Consider the following 25,853-nt stretch of genomic DNA (forward strand, 5'->3'; position numbering starts at 1 on the left):
GACGACAAGCGCCCCGGGCATTCTTGAATGAAACGGGTGAATCAGCTTACAAGGCCGTACACCACAGAGGTCAGCGCAACCAGGCCGACCACAACGACGAACACGTTGGAGGCCGCACCGCTGTACTTGCGCATCGATGGCACACGGCGAATGGCGTACATCGGCATCAGGAACAACAGCACCGCGAGAATCGGGCCGCCGAGCGACTCGATCATGCCGAGAATGCTCGGGTTAAGGGTGGCGACGATCCAGCACACCACCAGCATCAGTGCGGCAACCACGCGGTCCAGGGCCTTGGCGCCTGGGCGCGCACCGGTCTTGGCGATGATGCCCTTCAGGCCTTCGCTGGCGCCGATGTAGTGGCCGAGGAACGACTTGGCGATGGCCACGAAGGCGATCAACGGCGCAGCGAACGCGATGGTCGGGTTGCTGAAGTGGTTGGCCAGGTACGACAGGATCGACAGGTTCTGCGCCTTGGCTTCGGCCAGCTGGGCGCTGCTCAGGGTGAGCACGCAGCTGAACACGAAGAACAACACCATCACCACCATCAGCAGGTGGGCACGACGCAGGATCTGGCCGCTGCGCTCGTCGGCGTGCGCGCCGTAACGGCGCTTCTGATCGACGGCAAAGGCCGAAATGATCGGCGAATGGTTGAACGAGAACACCATCACCGGAATGGCCAGCCACAGGGTATGCAGGAAGGCCGAGGCCGGCGGCACCTCTGTGGCGCTGTCGAGAATGCCACCGGTCCAGTGCGGCACCAGGTACAGGCCCAGCAACGCCAGCGCAACGATGAACGGGTAGACCAGCAGGCTCATGACCTTGACCGTGGCCTGCTCCCCGCAGCGCACGATGGCCAGCAGACCGAGGATCAGCACGAATGACAGGATTGCCCGAGGCGGCGGCTGCATGTGCAGCTGGTGTTCCATGAAGCTGGACACGGTGTTGGTCAGCGCCACGCTGTAGATAAGCAGGATCGGGAAGATGGCGAAGAAGTACAGCACGGTGATCGAGGCACCGGCGGTGATGCCGAAATGCTCCTTGACCACTTCGGTGATGTCGCTGCCATCGCGCCCGGAAAGGACGAAACGGGTCAGCCCGCGATGGGCGAAATAGGTCATCGGGAAGGCCAGCACGGCCAGGATCAGCAGCGGCCAGAAGCCGCCAAGGCCGGCGTTGATCGGCAGGAACAGTGTCCCGGCGCCGATGGCTGTGCCGAACAAGCCCAGCATCCAGGTGGTGTCGTGACGCGCCCAGGTGCCGAGGGCGGCGGGGGTCGATTCTGCAAAGCGTTGTTCAACGCTTGGGGCCTGCTCATTCATTCCGGGTGAAGCTCCACTCGCAAGACTGCAACAGGCTGAGAATGGCGAAATAGACCTTTCGCCCAACTCAACCGGAAAAGAGGGGCGCGATTGTGCACGGAAAGGTTGCACTTGCGAAGCCCTTTTCCGAGGAGCGGTTGCACTTGTCTTTACAAGCGGGTTATACCAACAGGCTGCGGGGTGGGGCTGGCAGGTGTTGGCCGTGGTTCTTTCGGCGCCTGTGAAATCGAGCGCCGCCCGCGCGGCGCATCGCGAGCTGCGCTCGCTCCTACGTTTGTTTCGGGCCAGTTATTTCTGTGGGATTTGCGCGCGTACGCCTTGGCGCATGGCTCGATATCGCGTCGTACAAGCAAGGGGGTCGCGCGCGCCTGTCACAAGCCTCACTGGCCCGAAACAAACGTAGGAGCGAGCGCAGCTCGCGATGCGCCGCGCGGGCGGCGCTCGATTTCACAGGCGATGCAAATGCCACGCCCAACACCTACCAGCCCCACCCCGGCGAACTGACTGGCATTACGCTACGCCCCCCTTTCGCGACGCAAGGCCGCTTCCACAGAGGGGCCGCGCAGGCCTTTGGTGGTGTTACTTCTGAACGGCAGCGAACGCTTCGGCAACCCGCTGCAGGTTGGCCGGGCGCAGGCCGGACATGCACACACGGCCGCTGTCGATCAGGTAAACGCCGAACTCGTCACGCAGGCGACGTACCTGCTCGACGCTGAAGCCGGTGTAGCTGAACATGCCGCGCTGGCGCAGGAAAAACTGGAAGTCCTGGCCCGGCAGCAGCACGGCCAGGGCATCGACCAGCGCCTGGCGCATGTCAAGGATACGCTTGCGCATCACTTCGACTTCTTCGGCCCACTGGGCATTCAGGCCAGCATCGCTCAGTACGCCGGCAACCAGCTGGGCGCCGAAGTTGGGCGGGCTGGAGTAGTTGCGGCGCACGGTGGCCTTCAGCTGGCCAAGCACGCTCTGGGCAGTGGCCTCGTCATCGCACACCACCGACAGGCCGCCCACCCGCTCACCATACAGCGAGAAGATTTTCGAGAAGGAGTTGCTGACCAGGCACGGCACGCCGGCACGGGCCATTTCGCGGATAGCGTAGGCGTCTTCTACCAGGCCTTCGGCGAAGCCCTGGTAAGCGATGTCGAGGAATGGGATCAGCTGGCGCGCCTTGACCACTTCGACCACTTGTTGCCACTGGTGCTGCTCCAGATCGGCACCTGTAGGGTTGTGGCAGCATGGGTGCAGCAGCACCACGCTGTTGGCCGGCAGGCTTTGCAAGGTGGCCAGCATGCCGTCGAAGTCCACGCCACGGGTGGCCTGGTCGAAGTACGAGTAGGTGTGCACCTTGAAGCCCGCACCTTCGAAGATGGCGCGGTGGTTGTCCCAGGTCGGGTTGCTGACCCAGACTTCGGACTGCGGGAAGTAGCGCTTGAGGAAGTCGGCACCGACCTTCAGGGCGCCGGAGCCACCCACGGTCTGTACGGTGGCCACACGGCCGCCGGTCACGGCCGGGTGATCGGCACCGAACAGCAGCGCCTGAATGGCTTGGCGGTAGCTGGCCAGGCCTTCCATCGGCAGGTACAGGGAGGCTTCGTGGTCCTGACCGGCAATGCGTTTTTCCACCGCATCCACCGCCGCCAGTTGCGGCACCACGCCGGCCTCATCGTAGTACAGGCCAATACTCAGGTTGACCTTGTCGGCGCGCGGGTCGGCCTTGAAGGTTTCCATCAACGAGAGGATCGGGTCGCCGGCATAGGCATCGACATGTTTGAACACAGCGTGCAGCTCCTTGGATCAGGACGGTACGGAAAGTCAGCCCTGAGCATACCCGGAGAGCGGGCTCAGGAACATCCACTATTGTGCAAGGTTGTCTATGCAACATTGCATGGCCGGGGATGAGTGCTGGATTCTTCGCGGGTAACCCGCGAAAGGGCCGGCTCAGCCAAGCAGCTCTTTCAGGCCTTGCAACTCCTGCTCGGTCACCGCCACTCCCTCCTCCTCGGCCACCTCGCGCTCACGATAGCGGCGCTCACCCGGCATGCGGGTCAGCCCGACTGCCTGCATCTGCTCCACCAGTTCGCGGCTGCGCTGGGCAAAGCGCTCGCCCTCGGCCTTGCCCGGGTCGATGACGATGATCAACTGCCCGGTCCATGGCGTTTTCGCCCCCGGATGCCCGGACCAATCGAACTCCCAGGAGAAATGACCGCCGGTCAGCGCCGCCGCCAGCAACTCGACCATCATCGATAACGCCGAGCCCTTGTGCCCGCCAAATGGCAGCAAGGCCCCGCCTTCCAGAATCGCCTTTGGGTCGGTGGTCGGCTGGCCATCGGCGTCCACCCCCATGCCCTCCGGCAATTGCTGGCCGGCACGCGCGGCAATTTGCACATCGCCATGGGCCATGGCACTGGTGGCCATGTCGAAAACAATCGGGTCATGCTCGGCGCAAGGCGCAGCAAAAGCGATGGGGTTGGTACCGAACAGTGGCTTGCGCGCACCATGCGGCACCACGCAGGTCATGCTGTTGACCACGCTGAGGGCTACCAGGCCCTCTTCGGCGAACGGCTCTACATCCGGCCACAACGCAGCGAAGTGGTGCGAGTTGTGGATCGCCAGCACGGCAATGCCTGCGTTGCGCGCCTTCGCCACCAACAGCTCACGGGCCGCCGCCAGTGCCGGCTGGGCAAAACCGCCCGCAGCATCGACACGCACATACCCGGCGGCCACGTCGCTGACCTGTGGCGCGGCCTGGCCATCGACCCAGCCGCTGGCCAAGGTCGAGACATAACCGGGCATGCGGAACACCCCATGGCTATGGGCGCCATCACGCTGGGCGCTGGCGCAGTTGTGGGCCAGCACCCGGGCCACGGCCTCGCTGCACCCATGGCGCTGGAAAATGGCCTGCAACAGGCTTTGCAGCTCGGTAAACGGCATGCGCACAACGGTGCTGGTGGAAGGTGCGGACATCTGAAGCTCCTTGTTGATTTTGGAATGGCTACAGCGTTGCAACGACAAAAACTTTCCTTCATGTGACAGCAATCTGTCAAATATTGACTTGATGACAGAAAACATTCATTTTCTTCCCAAGCCTCAACTCTGGAGCCGCAGCATGAGCCAAATGATCAAGCAACGCCTGGAAAACAGCCTCGAAGGGGCCGCTGCCTCCGGTCGCAAGATCGCCACCTACATGCTTGCCAACCTGCACGAACTGCCGTTCCAGACCTCGGCCAGCATTGCCGCCAAGCTGGGCGTCAGCGAATCCAGCGTCGGGCGCTACTGTCGCTCACTGGGTTATGCCCACCTCAAGGCGCTTAAGCAAGACCTGCAGAACGATCTGGGCGATGGCCCGTGGTTGGTAGGTGATCGCCTGCAAGATTACCGCCAGAACCAGGACGCCAGCGACAACGCCGGCAGCCTGGAACTGGAAATCGCCGCCCTGGTGCGCGTACACGAGTACCGCCAGAGCCCGGCCTGGCACAACGTGGCGCAACGCCTGGCAAGCAAACCGCGGGTGTTCATCGCCGGCTTCCAGACCGAGCGTGGCATCGCCATGTGCATGAGCCACCTGCTGCAATACCTGCGCGATAGCGTGCAACTGGTCGACATCAGCGCCGGGCACTTCGGTGAGGTGTTGCTGGGCCGTGCCGAAGACAGCGCCCTGGTGGTGTTCGAGGCGCGCCGTTATTCCCGCCATGCCCTGATGCTGTGCCAGAAGGCGCGCGAGGCTGGCATTGCGGTCACCTTGGTGACCGACACTTTCTGTGACTGGGCGGATGCCAATGCCGACGAGGTGTTCCGCATCCCCACCGAGTTCAACCTGTTCTGGGAATCCACCTCGACGATGCTGTCGTGGGTGCATCTGATGGTCAACGAGGTCTGCAAGAAGCTCGGACCGGATGTTGAAAAACGCTTGGAAGCAACTGCCGCTCTACATAACGAATTCGTCGGCTACACCTCGTGGTCGACGGGCAAACAACAATAGCAAGAGTGCAATGAGGTGCGAGATGAACAAGTCCATGGCCTTGGTGGGTGCGTGCGCCCTGCTGCTGGCGGGTGCCGCCAGCGCTGAAACCCTGCGGTTCGCCACCGAGGGTGCCTACCCGCCCTTCAACTATGTAGACGCCGATAACAAGCTGCATGGCTTCGATATCGACATCACCCACGCCCTGTGCGAGCAGATGAAAGTCGAATGCACGCTGGTGGCCCAGGACTGGGAAGGCATCATCCCCGCCCTGATGGCGCGCAAGTATGACGCCGTGGTGGCGTCGATGATCGACACCGAAGAGCGACGCAAGAAGATCGCCTTCACCGACCACTACTACCGCACGCCACTGACCGTGGCGGTTGCCAAGGACAGCAAGATCGACAGCGCCCAGACCGACTTTGTCGGCTACACCGTCGGTGCGCAGTCTTCGTCCACCCAGGCCATCTACGCCGAAGACGTGTATGGCAAGGCCGGTGCCGACGTAAAACTGTACCCGACCATGGACGAAGCCAACGCAGACCTGGCGGCCGGCCGCCTGGACGGTGTGATTGCCGACAAATTCCCGCTGCACGAGTGGATGAACAAGAACGGCGGGGATTGCTGCAAAATCCTTGGCGACGTGGCCGACACCAAAGCCGATGCCGCCATCGCTGTGCGCAAGGACGACGAAGCCCTGCGCCAGCGCCTGAATACCGCGCTGCAACAGATCGTGGCCAACGGTACCTATCAGAAAATCGCCAGCAAATATTTCGCTTTCGATATCTATAACTGACCACTGGCCTTGCGCTCACCCTTGCAGGCGCGGGCTTGCCCGCGCCTGCAAGGGTGAGCGCCCCTCCAAGTTAGGGGTTCGTCATGCTCGATCAATTGTCCTTGCTGTCTTTCGCCAGCGGAGGCTGGGGCCAGGCGTTGCTGGCCGGCGCGCTGGTTACCGTTTCCCTGGCCCTGGCCTGCCTGCCCATCGGCCTGCCACTGGGCCTGGTGGTCGCGCTGGCGGCGCGCTCACGCAAACGCCTGCCACGGGCCTGGGCCACCACCTTTTCTACCGTGTTCCGCGGCCTGCCCGAGCTACTGACGTTGCTGATCATCTATTACGGCTGCCAGATCGCCGCACAGAAGATCCTCGCCGCCATGGGTTATCAAGGTGAGTTCATCATCAACACCTTCCTCGCCGCGATGATCGCCTTCAGCCTGGTGTTCGCCGCGTTTTCCAGCGAGATCTGGCTGGCCGCCTTCAAGACCCTGCCCAAGGGCCAACTGGAAGCCTGCTCGGCGCTTGGCCTGAGCAAGCGCACCGGTTTCTTCAAGGTGCTGCTGCCGCAACTGACCCGCATCGCCCTGCCCGGTTTGTCTAACAATTGGCTGTCGCTGCTCAAGGACACCTCGCTGGTGTCGACCATCTCGCTGGTCGACCTGATGCGCCAGACCAACCTGGCGGTCAGCGTAACCAAGGAGCCGATGTTCTTCTACGGCGTCGCCTGCCTGGGCTACCTGCTGTTCGCGGCACTGTCCGGGCGCGTATTCGCCTACATCGAACGGCGCAGCAACCGCCACCTGCAAGGAGCACGCGCATGAGCTTCGATCAACTGCTGGCAATGGTGCTCGACCCCGACCTGCTGGAGCGCTACGGCCCACGCTTCATCGACGGCCTGCTGGTAACCGCCAAGCTGGTGGCGATTTCCTTCAGCCTGGGCGCTGTGCTCGGCCTTCTGCTGGCCCTTGCACGCATGTCTCACAGCCTGTTGCTGCAGCGCATGGCTGCCGGCTACGTGTACTTCTTCCGCGGCTCGCCGCTGCTGGCGCAATTGTTCCTGCTGTATTACGGCCTGGGTTCGCTCAAGGGCTTCTGGCAGGACGTCGGCCTGTGGTGGTTCTTCCGCGAAGCGTGGTTCTGCACCTTGCTGGCGTTCACTCTGAACACCGCCGCCTATCAGGCCGAGATTTTCCGCGGCAGCCTGATGGCGGTTGCGCCTGGCCAGCATGAAGCGGCTCGGGCGCTGAACCTGAAACGCTCGACCACCTTCTTCAAGGTGATATTGCCACAGTCGCTGCTGGTGGCCATTGGCCCGCTGGGCAACGAACTGATCCTGATGATCAAGGCCAGCGCGATCGCCTCGCTGGTGACGATCTACGACCTGATGGGCGTGACCAAACTGGCCTTCTCGCGCAGTTTCGACTTCCAGATCTACCTGTGGGCCGCCGTGCTCTACCTGGTGATCGTCGAACTGGTGCGGCGCCTGTTGAAACACCTGGAAGCCCGCCTGGGCCGCCACCTGAACTGACCGAAGGATACGTTTCATGCATTGCCAGACCCTTGTCCTTGGCGCCGGCATTGTCGGCGTCAGCACCGCGCTGCACCTGCAGGCACGCGGGCGCCAGGTAATTCTGATCGACCGCGACGAACCGGGCAGCGGCACCAGCCATGGCAACGCCGGGCTGATCGAGCGCTCCAGTGTCATCCCCTATGCCTTTCCACGGCAATTGAGCGCACTGCTGCGCTACGGCCTGAACCGCCAGCCCGATGTGCGCTACAGCCTGGCGCACCTGCCCAAGGCCGCACCGTGGCTGTGGCGCTACTGGCGCCAGTCGGCACCCGGGCGTCTGGCTGGGGCCGCCGCCGATATGCTGCCGCTGGTGCAGCGCTGTGTCGAAGAGCATGACGCGCTGATCGCTGCTGCCGGCCTGGAAAGTCTGGTGCAAGCCAAAGGCTGGATCGAAGTGTTCCGCGACCCAGCGCTGTTCGAGCAGGCAAAAACCGATGCCAAGGGCCTGAGCCGCTATGGCTTGCAATTCGAAATCCTCGAATGCGGGCAACTGCAGGCTCGTGAGCACCAACTGGACGCCACCGTGGTCGGTGGCATTCACTGGCTCGACCCGAAAACCGTGAACAACCCCGGCGCGCTCACCCGTGGCTATGCGGCGCTGTTCCTGCAACGCGGCGGGCAGTTTGTGCATGGCGATGCGCGCAGCCTGCGCCAGGCCAATGGCAAATGGCGGGTAGAGAGCCGTCGCGGCCCGATCACTGCCGACGAAGTGGTGGCCTGCCTCGGTCCACAGTCGGCCGACCTGTTCAGCGGCCTGGGCTACCAGATCCCGCTGGCAATCAAGCGGGGCTACCACATGCACTACAGCACCCGTGACGGCGCTCAGCTGGAGCACTCAATCTGCGACACCCAAGGCGGCTATGTTCTGGCGCCGATGGCGCGCGGTGTGCGCCTGACCACCGGCATCGAGTTCGACGCAGCCAGTGCGCCCGGCAACCAGATTCAACTGGGCCGCTGCGAGGCCTTGGCGCGCAAGCTGTTCCCGGCCCTCGGCGAGCGCCTGGACGACACGCCTTGGCTGGGCCGCCGCCCCTGCCTGCCCGACATGCGCCCGGTGATCGGGCCGGCGCCGCGCCACCCAGGGCTGTGGTTCAACTTCGGCCATGCCCATCACGGTCTCACACTGGGCCCGGTCTGCGGCCGGCTGCTGGCCGAGCTGCTCACTGGCGAGCCCCCCTTCACCGACCCCGCGCCTTACAGCGCGACCCGTTTCGACTGAACCCATGCGGGAGAACAACAAGATGACCGCACCACTGAGCCTTGCCACCCTTGCCCCCGAACCCGACCCGCGTCCGGTGCTGATTCGCATCGAAGGCCTGAACAAGCACTATGGCGCGTTCCACGTGCTGCGTGACATCGACCTGCAGGTGCGCGAAGGCGAACGCATCGTGCTGTGCGGGCCGTCCGGCTCGGGCAAGTCGACCCTGATCCGTTGCATCAACCGCCTGGAAGTCGCCCAGCAGGGCAGCATCCAGGTGGACGGCATCGACCTGGCAGCCACCACGCGCGAGGCGTCACAGGTACGCAGCGACATCGGTATGGTGTTCCAGCACTTCAACCTGTTCCCACACATGAGCGTGCTCGACAACTGCCTGCTGGCCCCCACTAGCGTGCGCGGGCTGTCACGCAAGGACGCCGAGGAGCGGGCACGCATGTACCTGAGCAAAGTCGGCATCGAAAGCCAGGCGCACAAGTACCCCAGCCAGCTGTCCGGCGGCCAGCAGCAGCGCGTGGCCATCGCCCGGGCACTGTGCATGAAGCCGCGGATCATGCTGTTCGACGAGCCCACTTCGGCGCTGGACCCGGAAATGGTCGCCGAGGTGCTGGATGTGCTGGTGCAGTTGGCTGGCACGGGCATGACCATGCTGTGCGTCACCCATGAAATGGGCTTTGCCCGGCAGGTAGCCGAGCGGGTGCTGTTCCTTGAGGGGGGTCAGATCATCGAGGACAGCCCGCCGCAGGTGTTCTTCAACCAGCCGCGCACCGAGCGGGCCAAGGCGTTCCTGGCGCAGATACTGCATTGATTGAAAGCCTGTGGGGCGGGTTTACCCGCGAAGAAGACACCGCCGTGGATGGCACGGGCTTCGCCCGTGTTCGCGGGCAAGCCCGCTCCCACAGGGATCGCGCCAGCTTTTAGACGTTGAGCAAGACAGTTGCCCCACAAGGACCGAGGAGACTTCGAGCTACCTATTCATTGCACCGCTGCAATGACCCAACTGCATCGTTAAATATTATTGACCGCCGCCCCTGCCAAACCCACGCCGCCACAGGCCCGCATCGGTTTCAGCCCCCCAAAAAACGGTGTATTGCCTGCGTTAAAGCCCTCTTCCGTTGTTTGACATATCGAACGGCTCTGGCAAGCTATCTACAAGCCCCGACCGGAATCGTCGCCTCTGACGAGCCGGCAGTGCTCGGGGCCACAGGCAGCAATCAGGGCCCCGCGCCGTGCGCCTGCACAACAACGACAGGTCGAACCTGTCCCAAGGTGACATATGTCCAACAGCAACATTGGCAACAAGCAACCTTCCCTGCGCAAACCTGTCGTCCTGATGACCATGGGCACCCAAGAGCGCAAAGGCCATGACTACCAGGTCATGACCCACAAATACATTAGCCCGCTGGTCGAGTTCTCCGATTGCGTCCCGGTGTTGGTACCCACCTGCTTCGGTACTGAAGACCTCGAGACCTACCTGGACATGGCCGACGGCGTGTACCTGACTGGCGCTGGCAGCAACATCGACCCAGCCCTGTATGGCCAGGAAAACCAGACTCCAGGCAAAGGCCAGGACCAGAACCGCGACCTGTTCGACATTCCGCTGGTCAAGGCGGCGATCAAGCGTGGCCTGCCCATCTTCGGCATCTGCCGTGGCATGCAGGAAATCAACGTGGCCCTGGGTGGTGACATTTACCAGAAGGTGTATGCCGAACCTGGGTTCAATGACCACCGGGAAAACCCGGAAGACCCGGTCGAAGTGCAGTACGCCCAGGTGCATGGGGTGAAGATCCAGCCGGGCAGCTGGCTGCACGAAACCCTGGGTACCGACGAGATTCGCGTCAACTCGCTGCATGGCCAAGGCCTGAACAAGCTCGGCGCCGGTATTGAAGCGATCGCCCGTGCCGAAGATGGCCTGGTCGAAGCGATTCATGCGCCAAGCATTTCGCCGTTCCTGTTCGCGGTGCAGTGGCACCCTGAGTGGCAAGCGGCGAAGAACCCTGACTCGATAAAGATCTTCCAGGCTTTCGGCGATGCTTGCCGGGCCCAGGTACGCAAGGCGCAAGTCAAGCGCCAGCACGCGGCCTGACCTTCAGTTTCCTCTGCTTTGATCGCGGGGCGGCGCAAGGCCTCCCCCGTTTCCCCGGTCACCCTCTGCTGGTCCCAGAACACTTCCCGTGGAATCGGGCGGCGGGCTTGTGCCTGTCTCCGCGATCCTTTTTCTTCCAAGAGATACGATGACCGTTATGTGGTTGTCGTTATGCCTTCTGCGCCGGTGCGATCGCGCGCCGCCCGCGCGGCGCATCGCGAGCTGCGCTCGCTCCTACGTTTGTTTCGGGCCAGTTACGCCTGTGACAGGCGCGCGCGACCGCCTTGTTTGTACGACGCGATTTCGCGCCATGCGCCAAGGCGTTCGCGCGCGAACCCCACAGGAATGATTGGCCCGAAACAAACGTAGGAGCGAGCGCAGCTCGCGATGCGCCGCGCGGGCGGCGCTGGATCTCCGCGCCACCGCCATTCTCAAACTGGCCACCTGAGCACCTAAACACCCAAACAAAAAATTCCGAAAGGGGCTAGCCACACTCGAAGTTGTACGATAACTTACCTCCAACGCAAAACAACACCCTTCACCAAGCGCCCCAGGATGCCAACAACAATGAATCCACAAGAACTCAAATCCATCCTCTCCCACGGCCTGCTGTCTTTCCCGGTCACCGACTTCAACGCCCAGGGCGACTTCAACCCGGCTGGCTACATCAAGCGCCTTGAGTGGCTGGCCCCCTACGGCGCCAGCGCGCTGTTCGCCGCCGGCGGTACCGGTGAATTCTTCTCCCTGGCCGCAAGCGAATACAGCCAGGTGATCAAGACCGCGGTTGACACCTGCGCCACTTCGGTACCGATCCTCGCCGGTGTCGGCGGCTCCACCCGTCAGGCCATCGAATACGCGCAAGAAGCCGAGCGCCTGGGTGCCAAGGGCCTGCTGTTGTTGCCGCACTACCTGACCGAAGCCAGCCAGGACGGCGTCGCCGCCCACGTCGAAGCGGTGTGCAAATCGGTAAACATCGGTGTGGTGGTGTACAACCGCAACGTCTGCCGCCTGAACGCCGACCTGCTGGAAAAACTGGCCGAGCGTTGCCCGAACCTGATCGGCTACAAGGACGGCCTGGGTGATATCGAGCTGATGGTGTCGATCCGTCGTCGCCTGGGCGAGCGCTTCAGCTACCTGGGTGGCCTGCCGACCGCCGAAGTGTATGCGGCCGCCTACAAGGCCCTGGGCGTACCGGTGTACTCCTCCGCGGTGTTCAACTTCGTGCCGAAAACCGCCATGGACTTCTACAACGCCATCGCCCGCGACGACCACGCCACCGTGGCCAAGCTGATCGACGATTTCTTCCTGCCGTACCTGGACATCCGCAACCGCAAGGCCGGCTACGCCGTCAGCATCGTCAAGGCTGGCGCCAGAATTGCCGGTTATGACGCAGGCCCGGTGCGTACTCCGCTGACCGACCTCACCGCCGAAGAGTACGAGATGCTCGCCGCGCTGATGGACAAGATGGGCCCGCAGTAAACGCCGCCCGCGGCCTGCCACATGCCGCGCCCGGAGTGGGCCTGCCCCACTCCGGTTACAATTCGTGAGCCCGCACAAAAATAACTAGTGGGAGTATTGCCAGCATGCAAGCGACTAAGAAGACGCATGTGCGCTACCTGATCCTGTTCATGCTGTTTCTGGTGACCACGATCAACTATGCCGATCGCGCTACCATTGCAATCGCAGGCTCCAGCCTGCAGAAAGACCTCGGCATTGACGCCGTAACCCTCGGTTATATCTTTTCCGCCTTCGGATGGGCTTACGTGGCTGGCCAGATTCCTGGTGGCTGGCTGCTCGATCGCTTCGGTTCCAAGAACGTCTACGCCTTCAGCATCTTCACCTGGTCGCTGTTCACCCTGCTGCAGGGTTTTGTCGGTGGCCTTCCGGTTGCCTGGGCCGTGGTCACCCTCTTCACCCTGCGCTTCCTGGTGGGCTTCGCCGAAGCCCCGTCATTCCCGGGTAACGCGCGCATCGTCGCTGCATGGTTCCCGACCCAGGAACGCGGCACGGCGTCGGCCATCTTCAATTCGGCGCAGTATTTCGCCACTGCACTGTTCGCCCCGATCATGGGCTGGATCGTGTTCAGCTTCGGCTGGGAGCACGTGTTCGTGGTCATGGGTGTGCTGGGCATCATCTTCTCGATGGTGTGGCTGAAGACCATCTACAACCCGCGCCAACACCCGCGCATCAGCCCAAGCGAACTCGAGCACATCGAGCAGAACGGCGGCCTGGTCGACATGGACCAGAAGCGCGGCAGCGACGGCCCGAAATGGGGTTACATCAAGCAGTTGCTGACCAGCCGCATGCTGCTGGGCGTCTACCTGGGCCAGTACTGCATCAACGCCATCACCTACTTCTTCCTCACCTGGTTCCCGGTGTACCTGGTGCAGGAACGTGGCATGACCATCCTCAAGGCCGGCTTCATCGCCTCGCTGCCGGCGGTGTGTGGTTTCATCGGTGGCGTACTGGGTGGTGTGATCTCCGACTGGCTGCTGCGCCGCGGCAACTCGCTGACCTTCTCGCGCAAACTGCCGATCGTCTGTGGCCTGCTGCTGTCCACCACCATGGTGTTCTGCAACTACGTCGATGCCGAGTGGATGGTGGTTGGTTTCATGACGCTGGCGTTCTTCGGCAAGGGCATCGGTGCGCTGGGCTGGGCGGTGGTAGCGGACACTTCGCCCAAGCAGATCGCCGGGCTGTCCGGTGGCCTGTTCAACACCTTCGGCAACATCGCTTCGATCACCACCCCTATCGTGATCGGCTACATCATCAGCGCCACCGGCTCGTTCAAGTGGGCGCTTGTGTACGTGGGTGCCAACGCGCTGGTCGCAGTATTCAGCTACCTGGTTATCGTCGGCCCCATCAAGCGCATCGAGCTGCGTGATGCCGCCCCAAAGCCACACGCTGAGCCTGCCACCGACGGCGAACTGGCCAGTTCGCGTCACTGAAAGAACACGCCCGTGCCGGGTCACCCGGCGCGGGCGGATGTACAAAAGCCTGAGAATCTGACAAGTAGGGCCCAAACATGCAGTTGATCGAACATTCCGACTCGCCCCGCTACGTCCGCCTGCACGACGACGATAACGTCGTGGTGGTCGTCAACGACGGCGGCTTGGGCGAAGGCGCCCGCTTTGCCGACGGCCTGACTCTGGTCGAAGGCGTGCCGCAAAGTCACAAGGTGGCCACCGTGGCCATCGCCAAGGGCGAGCCGGTACGCCGCTACGGGCAAATCATCGGCTACGCGCTGGAAGACCTGCGCCAAGGCAGCTGGGTACAGGAAAGCCAGTTGGCCATGCCGGCTGCGCCGGAACTGGACAGCCTGCCGCGCTGCGACGCCGTGCCACAGCCGCTGCCGCCGCTGGAGGGTTTCACCTTCGAGGGCTATCGCAATGCCGACGGCACTGTCGGCACCCGCAATATCCTCGGCATCACCACCACCGTGCAATGCGTGACCGGCGTGCTGGAACATGCGGTCAAGCGCATTCGCAACGAGCTGCTGCCCAAATACCCCAACGTCGACGACGTGGTGGCCATTACCCACAGCTACGGCTGCGGCGTGGCAATCAATGCCCGCGACGCTTACATCCCGATCCGCACCGTGCGCAACCTGGCGCGCAACCCCAACCTCGGCGGCGAGGCACTGGTGATCAGCCTGGGCTGTGAAAAACTGCAAGCCGGCCAGGTGATGCACGACAACGACCCGTCGGTGGACCTCAGCGACCCATGGCTGTACCGCCTGCAAGATGCCAGCCTTGGCTTTGTCGAAATGATCGAGCAGATCATGGACCTGGCCGAAACCCGCCTGAAGAAGCTGGACCAGCGCCGCCGCGAAACGGTCCCGGCCAGCGAACTGATCCTCGGCATGCAATGCGGTGGCAGCGACGCCTTCTCAGGCATCACCGCCAACCCGGCACTGGGCTATGCCGCGGACTTGCTGGTCCGCGCTGGCGCCACTGTGCTGTTCTCTGAAGTGACCGAGGTGCGCGACGCGATCTATATGCTGACCTCGCGCGCGGAAAACCAGGCCGTTGCCGACGCGTTGGTGCGCGAAATGGACTGGTACGACCGCTACCTGCAGCAAGGCGCCGCCGACCGCAGCGCCAACACCACGCCGGGCAACAAGAAAGGCGGGCTGTCGAACATCGTCGAGAAATCGCTGGGTTCGATCGTCAAGTCTGGCAGCGGCGCTATCCAGGGTGTGCTCGGCCCAGGCGAACGGGTCAATCGCAAAGGCCTGATTTTCTGCGCCACCCCGGCCAGCGACTTTGTCTGCGGCACCTTGCAGCTGGCAGCCGGCATGAACCTGCACGTCTTCACTACCGGCCGCGGCACCCCGTATGGCCTGGCCATGGCACCGGTGGTCAAAGTGTGCACCCGCAGCGAACTGGCCCAGCGCTGGCCCGACCTGATCGACATCGACGCCGGTCGCATCGCCAGTGGTCGCTCGACCATCGAGGAGCTGGGTTGGGAACTGTTCCATTACTACCTGGACGTGGCCAGCGGCCGCAAGCAGACCTGGGCCGAACAACACCGGCTGCACAACGACATCACCCTGTTCAACCCGGCGCCCATTACCTGATGCCGCAGCCCTGACCACGCATTCACACACTCCACCCTCAAGCCCACAGGAGCACCCCATGCCTGAAATCCTCGGCCATAACTTCATCGCCGGTCAGCGCAGTGCCGCTGGCCCTCAGCGCCTGCAGAGCCTGGACGCCAGCACTGGCGAAGCCCTGCCCTACAGCTTTGCCCAGGCCACCGAAGCCGAAGTGGACCAGGCCGCCAAGGCCGCCGCCGCTGCCTTCGCCGAGTTCCGCCAACTGGCCCCGGCACGTCGGGCCGAGTTCCTCGACGCCATTGCCGCTGAACTCGACGAACTGGATGACGCCTTCGTCGCCATCGTCTGCCGCGAGACCGCCCTGCCCGCCGCCCGTATCCAGGGCGAGCGTGGCCGCACCAGCGGGCAGATGCGCCTGTTCGCCCAGGTGCTGCGCCGCGGCGACTTCCTCGGCGCGCGCATTGACCTGGCACTGCCCGAGCGCCAGCCGCTGCCACGCGTAGACCTGCGCCAGATGCGCATCGGCGTGGGCCCGGTCGCGGTGTTCGGTGCCAGCAACTTCCCGCTGGCCTTCTCCACCGCCGGGGGGGATACCGCCGCCGCCCTGGCCGCAGGCTGCCCCGTGGTATTCAAGGCGCACAGCGGCCACATGGCCACGGCCGACCTGGTCGGTTGCGCCATCGTGCGCGCCGCTGAGCGTACCGGCATGCCCAAGGGCGTGTTCAACATGGTGTTTGGTGGCGGCGTGGGCGAGTGGCTGGTCAAGCACCCAGCGATCCAGGCGGTTGGCTTCACCGGCTCGTTGAAAGGCGGCGATGCCCTTTGCCGCATGGCCGCTGAGCGCCCGCAACCAATCCCGGTATTTGCCGAGATGTCCAGCATCAACCCGGTCATCATCCTGCCGGGTGCCCTGGCCAAGCGTGGCGAGGCCATTGCCCGCGAGTTGTCGGGGTCTGTGTGCATGGGTGCCGGGCAGTTCTGCACCAACCCTGGACTGGTGATTGGCTTGCAGTCGCCACAGTACAGCCAGTTACTCGCCGACCTTGGCCAGTACCTGGACCAGCAAGCCGGGCAAACCATGCTCAACGCTGGCGGCCTGCGCAGCTACGTCGGCGGCCTTGAACACCTGCATGCCCATGCCGGTATCGAGCATGTGGCCGGCCAGGCGCAGGAAGGCAACCAGGCGCGCGCTCAGCTGTTCAAGGCCGATGCACGCCTGCTGGTCGAGTCCGACCCGCTGTTGCAGGAGGAAGTGTTTGGTCCCACCACCGTGGCCGTAGAGGTGCAGGACAACGACCAACTGCGCGAAGCGCTGCTAGGCCTGCGTGGCCAGCTGACCGCGACGCTTATCGGCGAGGCGGAAGACTTCGATGCGTTCGCCTGGCTGGTGCCGCTGCTGGAGGAGAAAGTCGGTCGAATCCTGGTCAATGGTTACCCGACCGGTGTCGAAGTCTGTGATGCGATGGTGCACGGAGGCCCGTACCCGGCTACCTCCGATGCGCGTGGCACCTCGGTCGGCACGTTGGCCATCGACCGCTTCCTGCGCCCGGTGTGCTATCAGAACTATCCGCAGACGCTGCTGCCTGAGGCACTGCGCGACGGCAACCCGCTGGGGCTGCGGCGGTTGGTGAACGGGCAGTGGAGTGACGGGGCGATCTGACTGGCTGCCAGAAACAGGAAAGCCCTGCGCACGGCGGGGCTTTTCTTTCTGACTGTACCGGCCTCTTCGCGGGCAAGCCCGCTCCTACAGGGCTATCTTGCCCGCGAAGAGGCCAGTACAGGCAGCAAAGGCTTCAGGTCCCTTGCGCTTCAGCCGCCTCATGCGCCTGGCGCAAGCGCTCGCGGCTGTTGCTAAGGTGCATGCGCATGGCCATCTTCGCCCCTTCGCTGTCACGCCGGGCAATCGCCTCATAGATCGCCTCGTGCTCATGCATCAGGCGACTCATGTAATGCGCCTGATCATCATGGGCCAGGCGCGCCGAATTCAGCCGGGTGCGCGGAATGATGCTGGTACCCAGGTGGTTGATGATATCGGCGAAGTAGTGGTTGCCGCTGGCCTGGGCAATGCGCAGGTGGAACTGGAAGTCCGCCGACACCGCATCAGTGGCGTGGGCCGCCCCCTCGTTGAGTTCGTCCAGCGCCGCCCGCATACCGGCCAGCGCTTCGTCGCTTCGCCGCTGGGCCGCCAACCCGGCCGACTCAATCTCCAGGGCAATGCGCAACTCCAGCACCGCCAGCACCTCGCGCAGGGTGACCACGGTGGCCGGGTCGATACGGAAACCGCCCGTAGCCGGCGCATCCAGCACGAAGGTGCCGATGCCGTGGCGGGTCTCTACCTGCCCGGCGGCCTGCAACCGCGAAATCGCCTCACGCACCACCGTGCGGCTGACGCCCTCTTCGGCCATGATCTGCGATTCGGTCGGCAGCTTGTCGCCGCGCTTGAGCTGGCCGCTGCGAATGCGTTCGGTCAGCACCGTGACCAGTTCCTGGGCCAGACTGCGCGGCTTGCGCCGGGTCCTTGCCTGTACCTGTTGCTCTGTCATTGCCCTGTATTTCACCTAGAAAGACAGCGCTCATCATAGCGCAAGCGGTTGTACGATCACATACACCCGGTGCGGTATTTATTGTCCATCTTTGCCGACCATGCCCCATGAAAAAGCGCGCAGAATGATTGGCCCATGGTCTGCGCGAGCCTGTACTGTACGCCTTCACGCTCACTGATCCATGGAAGGAATCTGCAGTATGAAAACCCTCGACCGCCTTTTGCTCGGCAGTGGCCTGCTGATCCCCCTCTGGCTGCTGGCGGGCGTTTGGCTCACCGCCCAGGCCTACCCCGGCTACGACCACCTTCAACAGGCCATGAGCCAGCTTGGCGCGGCCGGTTCGCCAACCCACAGCTGGTCACCACGGGTCAACAACTTCCCCCTAGCCCTGCTGTTTGCCCTGTTTGCCTGGGGCCTGGTGCGGCGCTGGCGTAGCTCGACGCTGGCGCTGCTGAGTGCGGGCCTGGTGTTGCTGCATGGCATGGGCAGTTTGGGCACCGGCTGGTTCCCCTGCGACCAGGGCTGCGCACCGGCACAGCCATCTACCTCGCAGCAACTGCATAACCTGTTTGGTTTGCTGATGTTCCTCTCGCTGACTTTCGCCAGCGCCCTATGGGCATGGCTGGGCAACCGTATTGCCGGCTCCCCCGCCCTGGCGCTGTTCTCGCTGGCTTGCGTGGTGCTGGCGATTACCACCGTCGCGTTGATGGGCCAGGCGGCGCAGAGTGGCCAGTTGTTCGGCCTGTATCAACGTCTCAACTATGGCGTGTCGGTAGTCTGGGTTGCCAGTCTGGCCTGGACGAGCCTGCGCAAGCCCGCAGCCAATCCTCTGCGCGTAACCTGACGGCAAATTGCTGGCCCACAGCACCGGAAAGCGAAGGCAAACTCCGTTTTCTTTCAGACGCTTAGGACCGCAATATGCGAGTAATTCTAGCAACGATGGCCGGCTGCGTGCTGGCCACCCTCGCTTTCGGCGCCCAGGCCAGGGCACTGAGCCAGAACGATCGTCACACCTGCGGCTGGGGTGCACAGATAGCCGCCGAAGCCCAGCAGGCCAAGCTTTCCGGGGTAACGCTGTACGCCACACGCAAGAAGCTTCAGGTGCGTAAGTTTCCCAAGCCGTGGATGCGCATGACAGCCTTCGGCATTACCGAACAAACCTACAACAGCCGCTCGCGACTCAAGCCGGCAGCGATAAAGCGGACTTACTTTGAGCAGTGTGTTCAGCATGCGACTGCAAGAAGATAATGGTTTTTTATCAGTGAATTACAGAACAAACATAAACCCATTTAGTAGAATTCATGTGCTGTGAAGTGGCCTCTATCGCCAGCAGCTTGTAAGCGCGTGCAAGACTCAAGCATTTGTTAAGCTGATACAAGTCGCCAGAATTGACCAAGGCCATTCACCCTATGGATGAACTGCGCAAGATCGACCTCAACCTGCTGCTCGCGTTGCACGCCCTGCTCAGCGAAAAGCACGTGACCCGCGCAGCCTTGCGCCTGCACCGCAGCCAACCGGCGGTGAGCCACGCCTTGGCGCAGTTGCGCAAACACTTCGACGACCCTTTGCTGGTACGCCAAGGCGGCGGCATGGTCCTCACTGCCCGCGCCCTGTCGCTGGCACAGCCACTACAGGATGCACTGAGCAATCTCGACAGCCTGCTGGCCACCCCGCTGTTCGACCCAGCCCGGGCCCAGCGCCGATTCCGGCTGTCGCTATCCGATTACGCTTCGCGCATCATCCTGCCGCATCTGCTACGCCACCTGCGCCAAGTCGCGCCCGGGGTGGACCTGGCCATCAGCCAGGCCAGCCGTGAAACCATGTTGGCGCAGTTGCTCGATGGCGAACTGGATCTGGCCCTGGGCCTGTTCCCCGAACTGCCTCAGGACATCACCGTCCAGCCCCTGTTTGCGGATCGCTTCATCAGCGTTGCCGATCGCCAGGTGCTGCCTGCCAGCGGCGGCATGGCCCTGGAAGACTGGCTGGCACGCCCACATGTATTGATGGCCATGCGCCCGGATGCTTTCGATGAAATCGAGCGCGCACTGGCCGCCCGGGGCCTGCAACGCCGTATCGCCCTGGCCTTGCCGCACTGGAGTGCGGCAGTCGAAGTGCTGGCCGGCACCGACCTGATCCTGACGGTGGCCAGCCGCGCTGTGGGGTCGTTGCGCCAGCACAGGACACTGCGCCAGTTCACGCCACCACTGGCCATCCCCTCGTTCGATTATCAGCAAGCCTGGCACAACCGCAAGGACACTGACCCCGGGCACCGCTGGCTGCGCGAAACCGTATGGGCGTGCAGCCAACCAGGGCGCTGATCAGTTTTCCTGCCCTTTCACAGCTGCCGTGGAATGGACCGGTGATGCCGTCGCCCAAGTGCCCTGTACCAGCATTACTCCGCACAGGATCAGCACCACGCCGGCCACCCTGGCCAGACTGAGCGGCTTGCCACCCAACCCCATCACCCCATAGTGGTCGGCAAGCACTGCCGTGATGATCTGCCCAGCCACCACCAGTACCAGGAACCCTGCTGCGCCAAGTTTAGGGGTGAGTGCTGCGGCGCCGGCTACATACATTGCCCCCAGCACGCCACCAACCCACAACCACCAGGGCCCCTGCAGGGCCTTTCCCATGTCTGGCACCGGCACCCGAATAATCAGCAGGGCAGCAATCACCACCAGCATGCTTACCGTCAACGATGTGAAAGCCCCCCACAGCCAATGCCCAAGTGCCCGGCCTGCCGCAGCATTACCTGCGGCCTGAAACGGCAACACAGCACCGGCAAGCAACGCCATGGCCACAGGAAGCGCCAGCAGAAGCATTGATTTACTGAACATGGCATTCCTCATCCAAGGTATCGATGGCCACCATGATGGTGCATTACCCAGTACTGATAGAAATCAAAATCCTGCACTTGAACTATTCGTACCATGCATAGTGAAACATCCCTTCCGTCCGGCGTGCGCATGTTGTCTTAACCCTGAAACATCTGTGCTGTTGACTTACTAAGGCACCAAGATAAACTGCGCCTTATGAATATTCTTGAGAACAAGCATCACATCATGCTCGATGCACTGGCCGAGGCCCCCGCTGACGCCAGGCAGAACGTGCGCCTGTGTTTCGAACTGCTGTCCGCTGCAGCGGCCATCAACCGGGTATGCGCCGCACGGTTGGCCCGCCATAACCTGTCGGAAGGGCGATTCGCAATCCTCCTGACCTTGCAAGGTGCAGGCGGCCGCCTGGCACCGCTGGAGCTGGCGACGCGCCTGGCAATCACCTCGGGCACCGTAACCGGCCTGCTCGACGGCCTGCAGGGTGACGGTTTTATCAAGCGCCGCAAGGACGCCCATGACCGTCGCAAGCTGAGCATCAGCCTTACCTCGGCAGGCATAGCGGTACTCGACGCCGTATTCGCAGAACACACTGACTGGATCGGCACGATCATGCAGTCACTGGACAACACGCAACGCGACGCCCTGTCCATCACGCTACAGGCACTCTCGGCCAGTCCTGCCCTGGCACTGCCACCGGACAAGCACTGAACCCAAGACACACCCGCAAGACCACATGGAGGTGGATAATGTTGCAAAATCAGAGCGTATTGGCCCGGCTTGGCAGGAAGCCCCGGGTACATAGCGAACACGACCGGTTAAGTCGTCGCCAACCTTGGCTCGAGGCCTGCCTGCCAGCGGCCCTTTACCGGCGCCTGTTCATCCGCCGCCTTGCCAGACAGCCATTGGCCATCGAGGGTTTCAGCTTTCGCCCGGTGCAGAACCTGTTCGAACTCGAGCAGGCCCTGCGTCTGGTCAACGAGAGCTATGCACGCCGCGGCATCGGCACCGTGTGCCGTGCGGGCATGCGGTTTTCGCCGTTTCACCTGCTACCGGGCACTACCACCTTCGTGGCTCTGAAAGACGGGCGAGTGGTTGGCACCGTGTCGCTGATCGAAGACTCGGCACTGGGCCTTCCACTGGAGGATGTGCACATCAACGAGGCTGTGCTGCAGCGCCTGGGCGGTGTGCGCGTGGCCGAAGTCGGGACCTTGGCGGTATGTAGCCGCTACAAGGGCAAGGGCGTGCCACTGATGCTGTACAACGCCATGTTTCGATGGGCCATTGACCATCGTAAGGTGAGCACCTTGGTGATCGCCGTGCACCCGCGCGCCGCCAGCTTCTACCGCAATGTACTGTTCTTCTCGCCCATCGGCCCGGTACAGGCCTATACCAAACTCAACAATGCCCTGTCGCTGCCGCTGGCCGTGAATCTAGCCCGGGCGCGGGATGTGTTCGCCAAGGCCTACAGTGCGCCAGGCCTGAAGTTTACGGTCGACCAGACGTGTACCGACCTGTTCGACTTTTTTTGCTCGCGCCATTACCCACATATCCAGCTGCCCGCCGCACAGGCTCGCTGGAGTGCCGACGACGTCCTCACCCACATGGCGCGTTGTGGCACCTCGCCGCACCACCTTTCGCCGCGGGTGCGACGGGCTCTGCAACTGGACTGAGCAGCCCGCCCCGCGTTCCAAACCCACACGACTTTCATGGAGGACAAGTTCATGGACACAGGATTGCTGCGCGCGATCTACAGGGAAATCACCCTCAGGCAACCGTTTGTACGTACACCTGAGCCCGACCTGGTGATGGTCGACGAAACTTGCGTCAGTGCCTACGCCGACAGTGCCGGCCAGGGCCAGGCGCTGTCCGGCACCTACTTGTACCACTGCGCACAGATGTGCGCCCTGATCAAACCCGGTGATGTCGTACTGGATATCGGTTGTGGCCCTGCCAGCCTATTGCTGCAGTTGGCCCGGCTGAACCCGCGGGCCGAGTTCATCGGTGCCGACCTGTCCACCAGCATGCTCGAGGTGGGCCGTGAATCGATCCGCCAGCAGGGCATCGACAACGTCGAACTGCGCGAAGAAGACATGACGCGCCTGGCCGGTATCGCCGACCGCAGCGTCGATGTAGTGATTTCGTCCATGGCCCTGCATCACCTGGCAGACCTCTCTCAGCTGGAAGCGACGTTCCGCAACATCGCGCGCGTGCTGCGCAATGATCGGGCCATCTACCTGAATGATTTCGGCAGGCTCAAGTCGGTGGAATCGGTGGACTACTTCGTCAGCCGCGCTAGCGACGGTGCCGATCAGGCTACCCTGCTCGACTACCGCAACTCGCTGCTGGCGGCGTTCTCGCGGGAAGAGTTCCAGACCCTTGCCGCCAGCTATCTGGGCCCATGTGCCAAGGTCTACAGCACCGCCGTCAGCCCATTGATGATGGTTGTCCGCACTCCCAAGCGGCGCTGCGTGGCGGCAATGAAGGACGAGTTCCGCCGCCGCTACCGCAGCTTGCCGCGTAGCCGCCAGGCTGATGTCGATCAGTTGCGCCTGTTCCTCGGCATGGGGGGGATGGCGAGTGCGTTCTGAGCCGCAGCGCCTGCAAGCCGCCCTGGCGGCGTGGCGCACGTTGCTGGGCGACGTCCACGTGCAGACGGATGCCGCGACGCTCGCCAGGTTGCGCCAGGACACAATGCGCTCGCCCGCCCATGCCTGCGCCCGTCTCAGGCCCGCCAACAGCGAAGAGGTGGCGGCCTGCCTGGCCATTGCCCGCCAGCACAACGTTGCGCTGCAACCTGCCAGCACCGGCAACAACTGGGGCTACGGTGGCATGGCGACTACGAATAGCCACTGCGTCCAACTCGACCTGTCGCGCATGGACAAGATCCTCGCCTTTGACGAAGCGCTGGCTGTGGTCACCCTCGAGCCTGGCGTGACCCAGGCGGCACTGGCCGACTACCTGGCCAGCCGCGACCTGCCCTTCCTCACCCCGGTCACCGGCGCCGGGCCCACATGCAGTGTGCTGGCCAATGCGCTGGAGCGAGGGTTCGGCATCACGCCGGTAACAGACCACTGGCAGGCCGTGATGGGCCTTGAGGCCATCCTGCCCGATGGTCAGCGCTACCGCTCGCCCATGTGGGCGCCTGGCACCACCCCGTGTTTCAAGTGGGGAGTCGGGCCTTACCTTGATGGCCTGTTCGGCCAGAGCGGCCTAGGCGTGGTGACGCAAATGTCGATTGCCTTGGTCCGACGCCCGCAAGTCGTGCAACCGTTCTATTTCTGGGTCGACTCCGCGGCACAGTTACCTGCAGCACTGGACGGGGTGAAACGCATTCTTGACCGTTGCGGCAGCCAGGTGGGCGGCATCAACCTGATGAACAGCACACGCCTGCTGAGCATGGCTTATGACGCGCGTCCCCTGACCCAGCTAAACCAGGCTGAGCGCGACACCGCTGCGAGGTCGCTGGCCCTGCCTGCCTGGATGGGGGTGGGCTCGATTTACTGCGAACAGGCGCAACTGGCCTCGCTGAAGGGCATTATCCGTACCGAACTGCGTCGTTTCAGCAGCCGCTATCTGTTCCGCAGCCAGCGCCAGCTGGCATGGGCAAGCCAAGCCCTGCGTCTGCTGCCAGGTGCCTGGTCCAGGCGCTGGCGGGTCATGCTGGACAAACTGCACTTGGGTATGGAACTGATGGAAGGCCGGCCCAATCAGGTGGCGCTGCCGCTGGCCTATGTCGCCGGAGCACGGCCGCAGGCAGGCGCCCTGCTCGACCCGGCACGGGACAACTGCGGCCTGATCTGGTACGCACCGATCCTGCCTTTGCGTAGTCAGCAGGTGGCAACATTCGTCAGGCACATGGAGCATGTGTGCCAGACCCACCGCCTCCCCTGCCCGGTCACCCTCACCACGTTGTCTGGCCGGGCAATCGACTGCACCTTGCCACTGCTCTTCGATCGCAACGATGAAAAGGCCACAGCCCGCGCAGAGGACTGTTACCGGCACTTGTTCAACAGCGGCAAACAGCAAGGTGTACTGCCCTATCGCCTGCCTCTGGCCTTCATGCACCTGCTGACCGATACGCAGGCGCCTGCCTGGCAGCTTGGGCAGCGCCTCAAACACGCCCTGGACCCGCAGCACCTGCTCGCACCAGGGCGTTACTGCCCACCAGCCCCGGCCACCGGATGCCATTCCTCCGCCATGGAACCCCTGCAATGAGCGACGACCGAAAATCCCTGATCGACCTTGGCCAACTGCCAACCCGCAACCTGGCCGAATGCCTGGCGGTGGATCAAGCCGCCCTGGTCAACGCCTTGACAGGCCAACTGCCCTCAACGTTGGTAGAGCACCTCGCTGCCAGCGCGGACCAGGCCCAGGCACTGGGCCTGTCAAAAAAAGTGGCGGCCATTGGCCTGGCGTTGGGCCAGTGGCTGGAGCAGGCCCCCGAGTCTTTGCGCCAGCAGGTGTTCGAGCAATGCTGCACGCACCCATCCGATACCGTGCGCAGTTGGGCGGCGTTTGCCCAGGCGTTCCTGTCACGCTCGCTGCCAGCGGAAGATGCCCTGCTGGCGCAGTTTCGCTTCGCCCGCGATGAGCACTTCGGTGTGCGTGAATGGGCCTGGATCGCCCTGCGACCGCGCCTGGCCCTGCACCTTGAAGCGGCCCTGGCGCTACTCGGCCGCCATACCGGCGATGCAGACCCACTGGTCCGTCGGTTCTGCATCGAGATCCTGCGCCCGCGCGGCGTTTGGTGCGAGCACATTGCCGCGCTCAAGCAACAACCAGAAGTGGCCGAGCCGTTACTGGTACCGCTACTGGCCGAAGCCGAGAAATACGCCCAGGACTCGGTCGCCAATTGGCTCAACGATGCCAGCAAGACCCGCCCCGACTGGGTACTTCAGCTGTTTCAGCGCCATCCCCCGGCCTGCAAGGCCTCGCAGCGCATCCAGACCCGGGCCACCCGAAGCCTGCCCCAGTGAACCACCACAAGG

General features: G+C 63.3%; 24 protein-coding genes. 19 read left to right on the forward strand and 5 right to left on the reverse strand.

Annotation, left to right across the window (positions count from 1 at the left end; translation table 11 throughout):
- Positions 1-41 precede the first annotated feature (41 nt).
- From ACE4QZ_RS15190 to ACE4QZ_RS15200, 3 genes are all read right to left on the reverse strand, one after another.
- A complete protein-coding gene (locus tag ACE4QZ_RS15190) occupies positions 42-1,322 on the reverse strand; it encodes a serine/threonine transporter (RefSeq protein WP_003247731.1) in 1,281 nt (426 codons plus the stop codon).
- A 579-nt stretch (positions 1,323-1,901) separates the two neighbouring features.
- Positions 1,902-3,098: an aromatic amino acid transaminase gene (locus ACE4QZ_RS15195; RefSeq protein ID WP_021781689.1), complete on the reverse strand. Its 1,197-nt coding sequence runs from the start codon at positions 3,096-3,098 to the stop codon at positions 1,902-1,904.
- 162 nt (positions 3,099-3,260) lie between these two features.
- Positions 3,261-4,286 carry an Ldh family oxidoreductase gene (locus tag ACE4QZ_RS15200; RefSeq protein WP_021781690.1) on the reverse strand — a complete coding sequence of 342 codons (1,026 nt, stop codon included), beginning with the start codon at positions 4,284-4,286 and terminating at the stop codon, positions 3,261-3,263.
- 142 nt (positions 4,287-4,428) lie between these two features.
- Here ACE4QZ_RS15200 and ACE4QZ_RS15205 point away from each other — a divergent pair, with 142 nt between their 5' ends.
- The 11 genes from ACE4QZ_RS15205 (at position 4,429) to ACE4QZ_RS15255 (ending at position 17,148) form a co-directional block, all read left to right on the forward strand.
- Complete coding sequence (locus ACE4QZ_RS15205; protein WP_021781691.1) at positions 4,429-5,301, forward strand: MurR/RpiR family transcriptional regulator; 873 nt, start codon at positions 4,429-4,431, stop codon at positions 5,299-5,301.
- Positions 5,302-5,323: 22 nt separating this feature from the next.
- Positions 5,324-6,076: a transporter substrate-binding domain-containing protein gene (locus ACE4QZ_RS15210; protein ID WP_021781692.1), complete on the forward strand. Its 753-nt coding sequence runs from the start codon at positions 5,324-5,326 to the stop codon at positions 6,074-6,076.
- An 83-nt stretch (positions 6,077-6,159) separates the two neighbouring features.
- Positions 6,160-6,879, forward strand: coding sequence for an ABC transporter permease (locus tag ACE4QZ_RS15215; protein ID WP_021781693.1), 720 nt, complete (start codon positions 6,160-6,162; stop codon positions 6,877-6,879).
- A complete protein-coding gene (locus ACE4QZ_RS15220) occupies positions 6,876-7,586 on the forward strand; it encodes an ABC transporter permease (protein WP_021781694.1) in 711 nt (236 codons plus the stop codon). Before ACE4QZ_RS15215 ends, ACE4QZ_RS15220 begins: the two co-directional genes overlap by 4 nt.
- A 16-nt stretch (positions 7,587-7,602) precedes the next feature.
- Positions 7,603-8,847: an NAD(P)/FAD-dependent oxidoreductase gene (locus tag ACE4QZ_RS15225; protein ID WP_021781695.1), complete on the forward strand. Its 1,245-nt coding sequence runs from the start codon at positions 7,603-7,605 to the stop codon at positions 8,845-8,847.
- 22 nt (positions 8,848-8,869) lie between these two features.
- Complete coding sequence (locus tag ACE4QZ_RS15230; RefSeq protein WP_021781696.1) at positions 8,870-9,652, forward strand: amino acid ABC transporter ATP-binding protein; 783 nt, start codon at positions 8,870-8,872, stop codon at positions 9,650-9,652.
- 468 nt (positions 9,653-10,120) lie between these two features.
- Positions 10,121-10,930, forward strand: coding sequence for a gamma-glutamyl-gamma-aminobutyrate hydrolase family protein (locus ACE4QZ_RS15235; protein WP_021781697.1), 810 nt, complete (start codon positions 10,121-10,123; stop codon positions 10,928-10,930).
- A gap of 567 nt (positions 10,931-11,497) precedes the next feature.
- Entirely contained in the window at positions 11,498-12,409 is a 912-nt protein-coding gene (gene kdgD, locus ACE4QZ_RS15240) for a 5-dehydro-4-deoxyglucarate dehydratase (protein WP_010954445.1), read from the forward strand.
- Between the two features lie 104 nt (positions 12,410-12,513).
- Positions 12,514-13,878 (forward strand): MFS transporter, encoded by a 1,365-nt coding sequence (locus ACE4QZ_RS15245; protein ID WP_021781698.1) that lies wholly within the window; start codon positions 12,514-12,516, stop codon positions 13,876-13,878.
- 77 nt (positions 13,879-13,955) lie between these two features.
- Positions 13,956-15,509, forward strand: a complete 1,554-nt coding sequence (gene garD, locus ACE4QZ_RS15250) for a galactarate dehydratase (RefSeq protein ID WP_021781699.1) — start codon at positions 13,956-13,958, stop codon at positions 15,507-15,509.
- Positions 15,510-15,567: 58 nt separating this feature from the next.
- Positions 15,568-17,148 carry an aldehyde dehydrogenase (NADP(+)) gene (locus ACE4QZ_RS15255; RefSeq protein WP_021781700.1) on the forward strand — a complete coding sequence of 527 codons (1,581 nt, stop codon included), beginning with the start codon at positions 15,568-15,570 and terminating at the stop codon, positions 17,146-17,148.
- A 133-nt stretch (positions 17,149-17,281) separates the two neighbouring features.
- Here the strand turns inward: ACE4QZ_RS15255 and ACE4QZ_RS15260 are convergent, their stop codons facing one another.
- Entirely contained in the window at positions 17,282-18,031 is a 750-nt protein-coding gene (locus ACE4QZ_RS15260; protein WP_003247694.1) for a FadR/GntR family transcriptional regulator, read from the reverse strand.
- A gap of 199 nt (positions 18,032-18,230) precedes the next feature.
- Between ACE4QZ_RS15260 and ACE4QZ_RS15265 the strand changes: the two genes are divergently transcribed.
- The 3 genes from ACE4QZ_RS15265 (at position 18,231) to ACE4QZ_RS15275 (ending at position 20,349) form a co-directional block, all read left to right on the forward strand.
- Positions 18,231-18,875 carry a DUF998 domain-containing protein gene (locus tag ACE4QZ_RS15265; RefSeq protein WP_021781701.1) on the forward strand — a complete coding sequence of 215 codons (645 nt, stop codon included), beginning with the start codon at positions 18,231-18,233 and terminating at the stop codon, positions 18,873-18,875.
- Between the two features lie 74 nt (positions 18,876-18,949).
- Positions 18,950-19,279 (forward strand): hypothetical protein, encoded by a 330-nt coding sequence (locus ACE4QZ_RS15270; RefSeq protein ID WP_021781702.1) that lies wholly within the window; start codon positions 18,950-18,952, stop codon positions 19,277-19,279.
- A gap of 161 nt (positions 19,280-19,440) precedes the next feature.
- On the forward strand, positions 19,441-20,349 hold the full coding sequence (locus ACE4QZ_RS15275; protein ID WP_021781703.1) for a LysR family transcriptional regulator: 909 nt from the start codon (positions 19,441-19,443) through the stop codon (positions 20,347-20,349).
- On the opposite strand, the gene ACE4QZ_RS15280 is transcribed toward ACE4QZ_RS15275, so the two are convergent.
- Positions 20,350-20,868, reverse strand: coding sequence for a DMT family transporter (locus ACE4QZ_RS15280; protein ID WP_031321937.1), 519 nt, complete (start codon positions 20,866-20,868; stop codon positions 20,350-20,352). It lies immediately after the preceding gene.
- 195 nt (positions 20,869-21,063) lie between these two features.
- Here ACE4QZ_RS15280 and ACE4QZ_RS15285 point away from each other — a divergent pair, with 195 nt between their 5' ends.
- Genes ACE4QZ_RS15285 through ACE4QZ_RS15305 form a run of 5 tightly spaced genes read left to right on the forward strand, consistent with a single transcriptional unit; the run spans position 21,064 to position 25,841 of the window.
- The gene (locus tag ACE4QZ_RS15285) at positions 21,064-21,573 is read left to right on the forward strand and encodes a MarR family winged helix-turn-helix transcriptional regulator (protein WP_021781705.1); all 510 of its coding nucleotides are present in this window, start codon (positions 21,064-21,066) and stop codon (positions 21,571-21,573) included.
- Between the two features lie 38 nt (positions 21,574-21,611).
- On the forward strand, positions 21,612-22,535 hold the full coding sequence (locus ACE4QZ_RS15290; protein ID WP_021781706.1) for a GNAT family N-acetyltransferase: 924 nt from the start codon (positions 21,612-21,614) through the stop codon (positions 22,533-22,535).
- A 51-nt stretch (positions 22,536-22,586) separates the two neighbouring features.
- Positions 22,587-23,453, forward strand: a complete 867-nt coding sequence (locus ACE4QZ_RS15295; RefSeq protein WP_021781707.1) for a class I SAM-dependent methyltransferase — start codon at positions 22,587-22,589, stop codon at positions 23,451-23,453.
- Positions 23,443-25,080 (forward strand): FAD-binding oxidoreductase, encoded by a 1,638-nt coding sequence (locus tag ACE4QZ_RS15300; protein ID WP_021781708.1) that lies wholly within the window; start codon positions 23,443-23,445, stop codon positions 25,078-25,080. Before ACE4QZ_RS15295 ends, ACE4QZ_RS15300 begins: the two co-directional genes overlap by 11 nt.
- Positions 25,077-25,841: a hypothetical protein gene (locus ACE4QZ_RS15305; RefSeq protein WP_021781709.1), complete on the forward strand. Its 765-nt coding sequence runs from the start codon at positions 25,077-25,079 to the stop codon at positions 25,839-25,841. Before ACE4QZ_RS15300 ends, ACE4QZ_RS15305 begins: the two co-directional genes overlap by 4 nt.
- The last annotated feature ends 12 nt before the right edge of the window (positions 25,842-25,853 follow it).

The organism is Pseudomonas sp. DCA-1 (assembly GCF_046523955.1).
Classification (GTDB): domain Bacteria; phylum Pseudomonadota; class Gammaproteobacteria; order Pseudomonadales; family Pseudomonadaceae; genus Aquipseudomonas; species Aquipseudomonas putida_Y.

Bases quoted from the DNA above. Each gene is read 5' to 3' on its own strand.
- ACE4QZ_RS15190 (WP_003247731.1), bottom strand. From the start codon at position 1,322: ATGAATGAGCAGGCCCCAAGCGTTGAACAACGCTTTGCAGAATCGACC.
- ACE4QZ_RS15200 (WP_021781690.1), bottom strand. From the start codon at position 4,286: ATGTCCGCACCTTCCACCAGCACCGTTGTGCGCATGCCGTTTACCGAG.
- ACE4QZ_RS15205 (WP_021781691.1), top strand. From the start codon at position 4,429: ATGAGCCAAATGATCAAGCAACGCCTGGAAAACAGCCTCGAAGGGGCC.
- ACE4QZ_RS15210 (WP_021781692.1), top strand. From the start codon at position 5,324: ATGAACAAGTCCATGGCCTTGGTGGGTGCGTGCGCCCTGCTGCTGGCG.
- ACE4QZ_RS15215 (WP_021781693.1), top strand. From the start codon at position 6,160: ATGCTCGATCAATTGTCCTTGCTGTCTTTCGCCAGCGGAGGCTGGGGC.
- ACE4QZ_RS15220 (WP_021781694.1), top strand. From the start codon at position 6,876: ATGAGCTTCGATCAACTGCTGGCAATGGTGCTCGACCCCGACCTGCTG.
- ACE4QZ_RS15225 (WP_021781695.1), top strand. From the start codon at position 7,603: ATGCATTGCCAGACCCTTGTCCTTGGCGCCGGCATTGTCGGCGTCAGC.
- ACE4QZ_RS15230 (WP_021781696.1), top strand. From the start codon at position 8,870: ATGACCGCACCACTGAGCCTTGCCACCCTTGCCCCCGAACCCGACCCG.
- ACE4QZ_RS15235 (WP_021781697.1), top strand. From the start codon at position 10,121: ATGTCCAACAGCAACATTGGCAACAAGCAACCTTCCCTGCGCAAACCT.
- kdgD (WP_010954445.1), top strand. From the start codon at position 11,498: ATGAATCCACAAGAACTCAAATCCATCCTCTCCCACGGCCTGCTGTCT.
- ACE4QZ_RS15245 (WP_021781698.1), top strand. From the start codon at position 12,514: ATGCAAGCGACTAAGAAGACGCATGTGCGCTACCTGATCCTGTTCATG.
- garD (WP_021781699.1), top strand. From the start codon at position 13,956: ATGCAGTTGATCGAACATTCCGACTCGCCCCGCTACGTCCGCCTGCAC.
- ACE4QZ_RS15255 (WP_021781700.1), top strand. From the start codon at position 15,568: ATGCCTGAAATCCTCGGCCATAACTTCATCGCCGGTCAGCGCAGTGCC.
- ACE4QZ_RS15260 (WP_003247694.1), bottom strand. From the start codon at position 18,031: ATGACAGAGCAACAGGTACAGGCAAGGACCCGGCGCAAGCCGCGCAGT.
- ACE4QZ_RS15265 (WP_021781701.1), top strand. From the start codon at position 18,231: ATGAAAACCCTCGACCGCCTTTTGCTCGGCAGTGGCCTGCTGATCCCC.
- ACE4QZ_RS15270 (WP_021781702.1), top strand. From the start codon at position 18,950: ATGCGAGTAATTCTAGCAACGATGGCCGGCTGCGTGCTGGCCACCCTC.
- ACE4QZ_RS15275 (WP_021781703.1), top strand. From the start codon at position 19,441: ATGGATGAACTGCGCAAGATCGACCTCAACCTGCTGCTCGCGTTGCAC.
- ACE4QZ_RS15280 (WP_031321937.1), bottom strand. From the start codon at position 20,868: ATGTTCAGTAAATCAATGCTTCTGCTGGCGCTTCCTGTGGCCATGGCG.
- ACE4QZ_RS15285 (WP_021781705.1), top strand. From the start codon at position 21,064: ATGAATATTCTTGAGAACAAGCATCACATCATGCTCGATGCACTGGCC.
- ACE4QZ_RS15290 (WP_021781706.1), top strand. From the start codon at position 21,612: ATGTTGCAAAATCAGAGCGTATTGGCCCGGCTTGGCAGGAAGCCCCGG.
- ACE4QZ_RS15295 (WP_021781707.1), top strand. From the start codon at position 22,587: ATGGACACAGGATTGCTGCGCGCGATCTACAGGGAAATCACCCTCAGG.
- ACE4QZ_RS15305 (WP_021781709.1), top strand. From the start codon at position 25,077: ATGAGCGACGACCGAAAATCCCTGATCGACCTTGGCCAACTGCCAACC.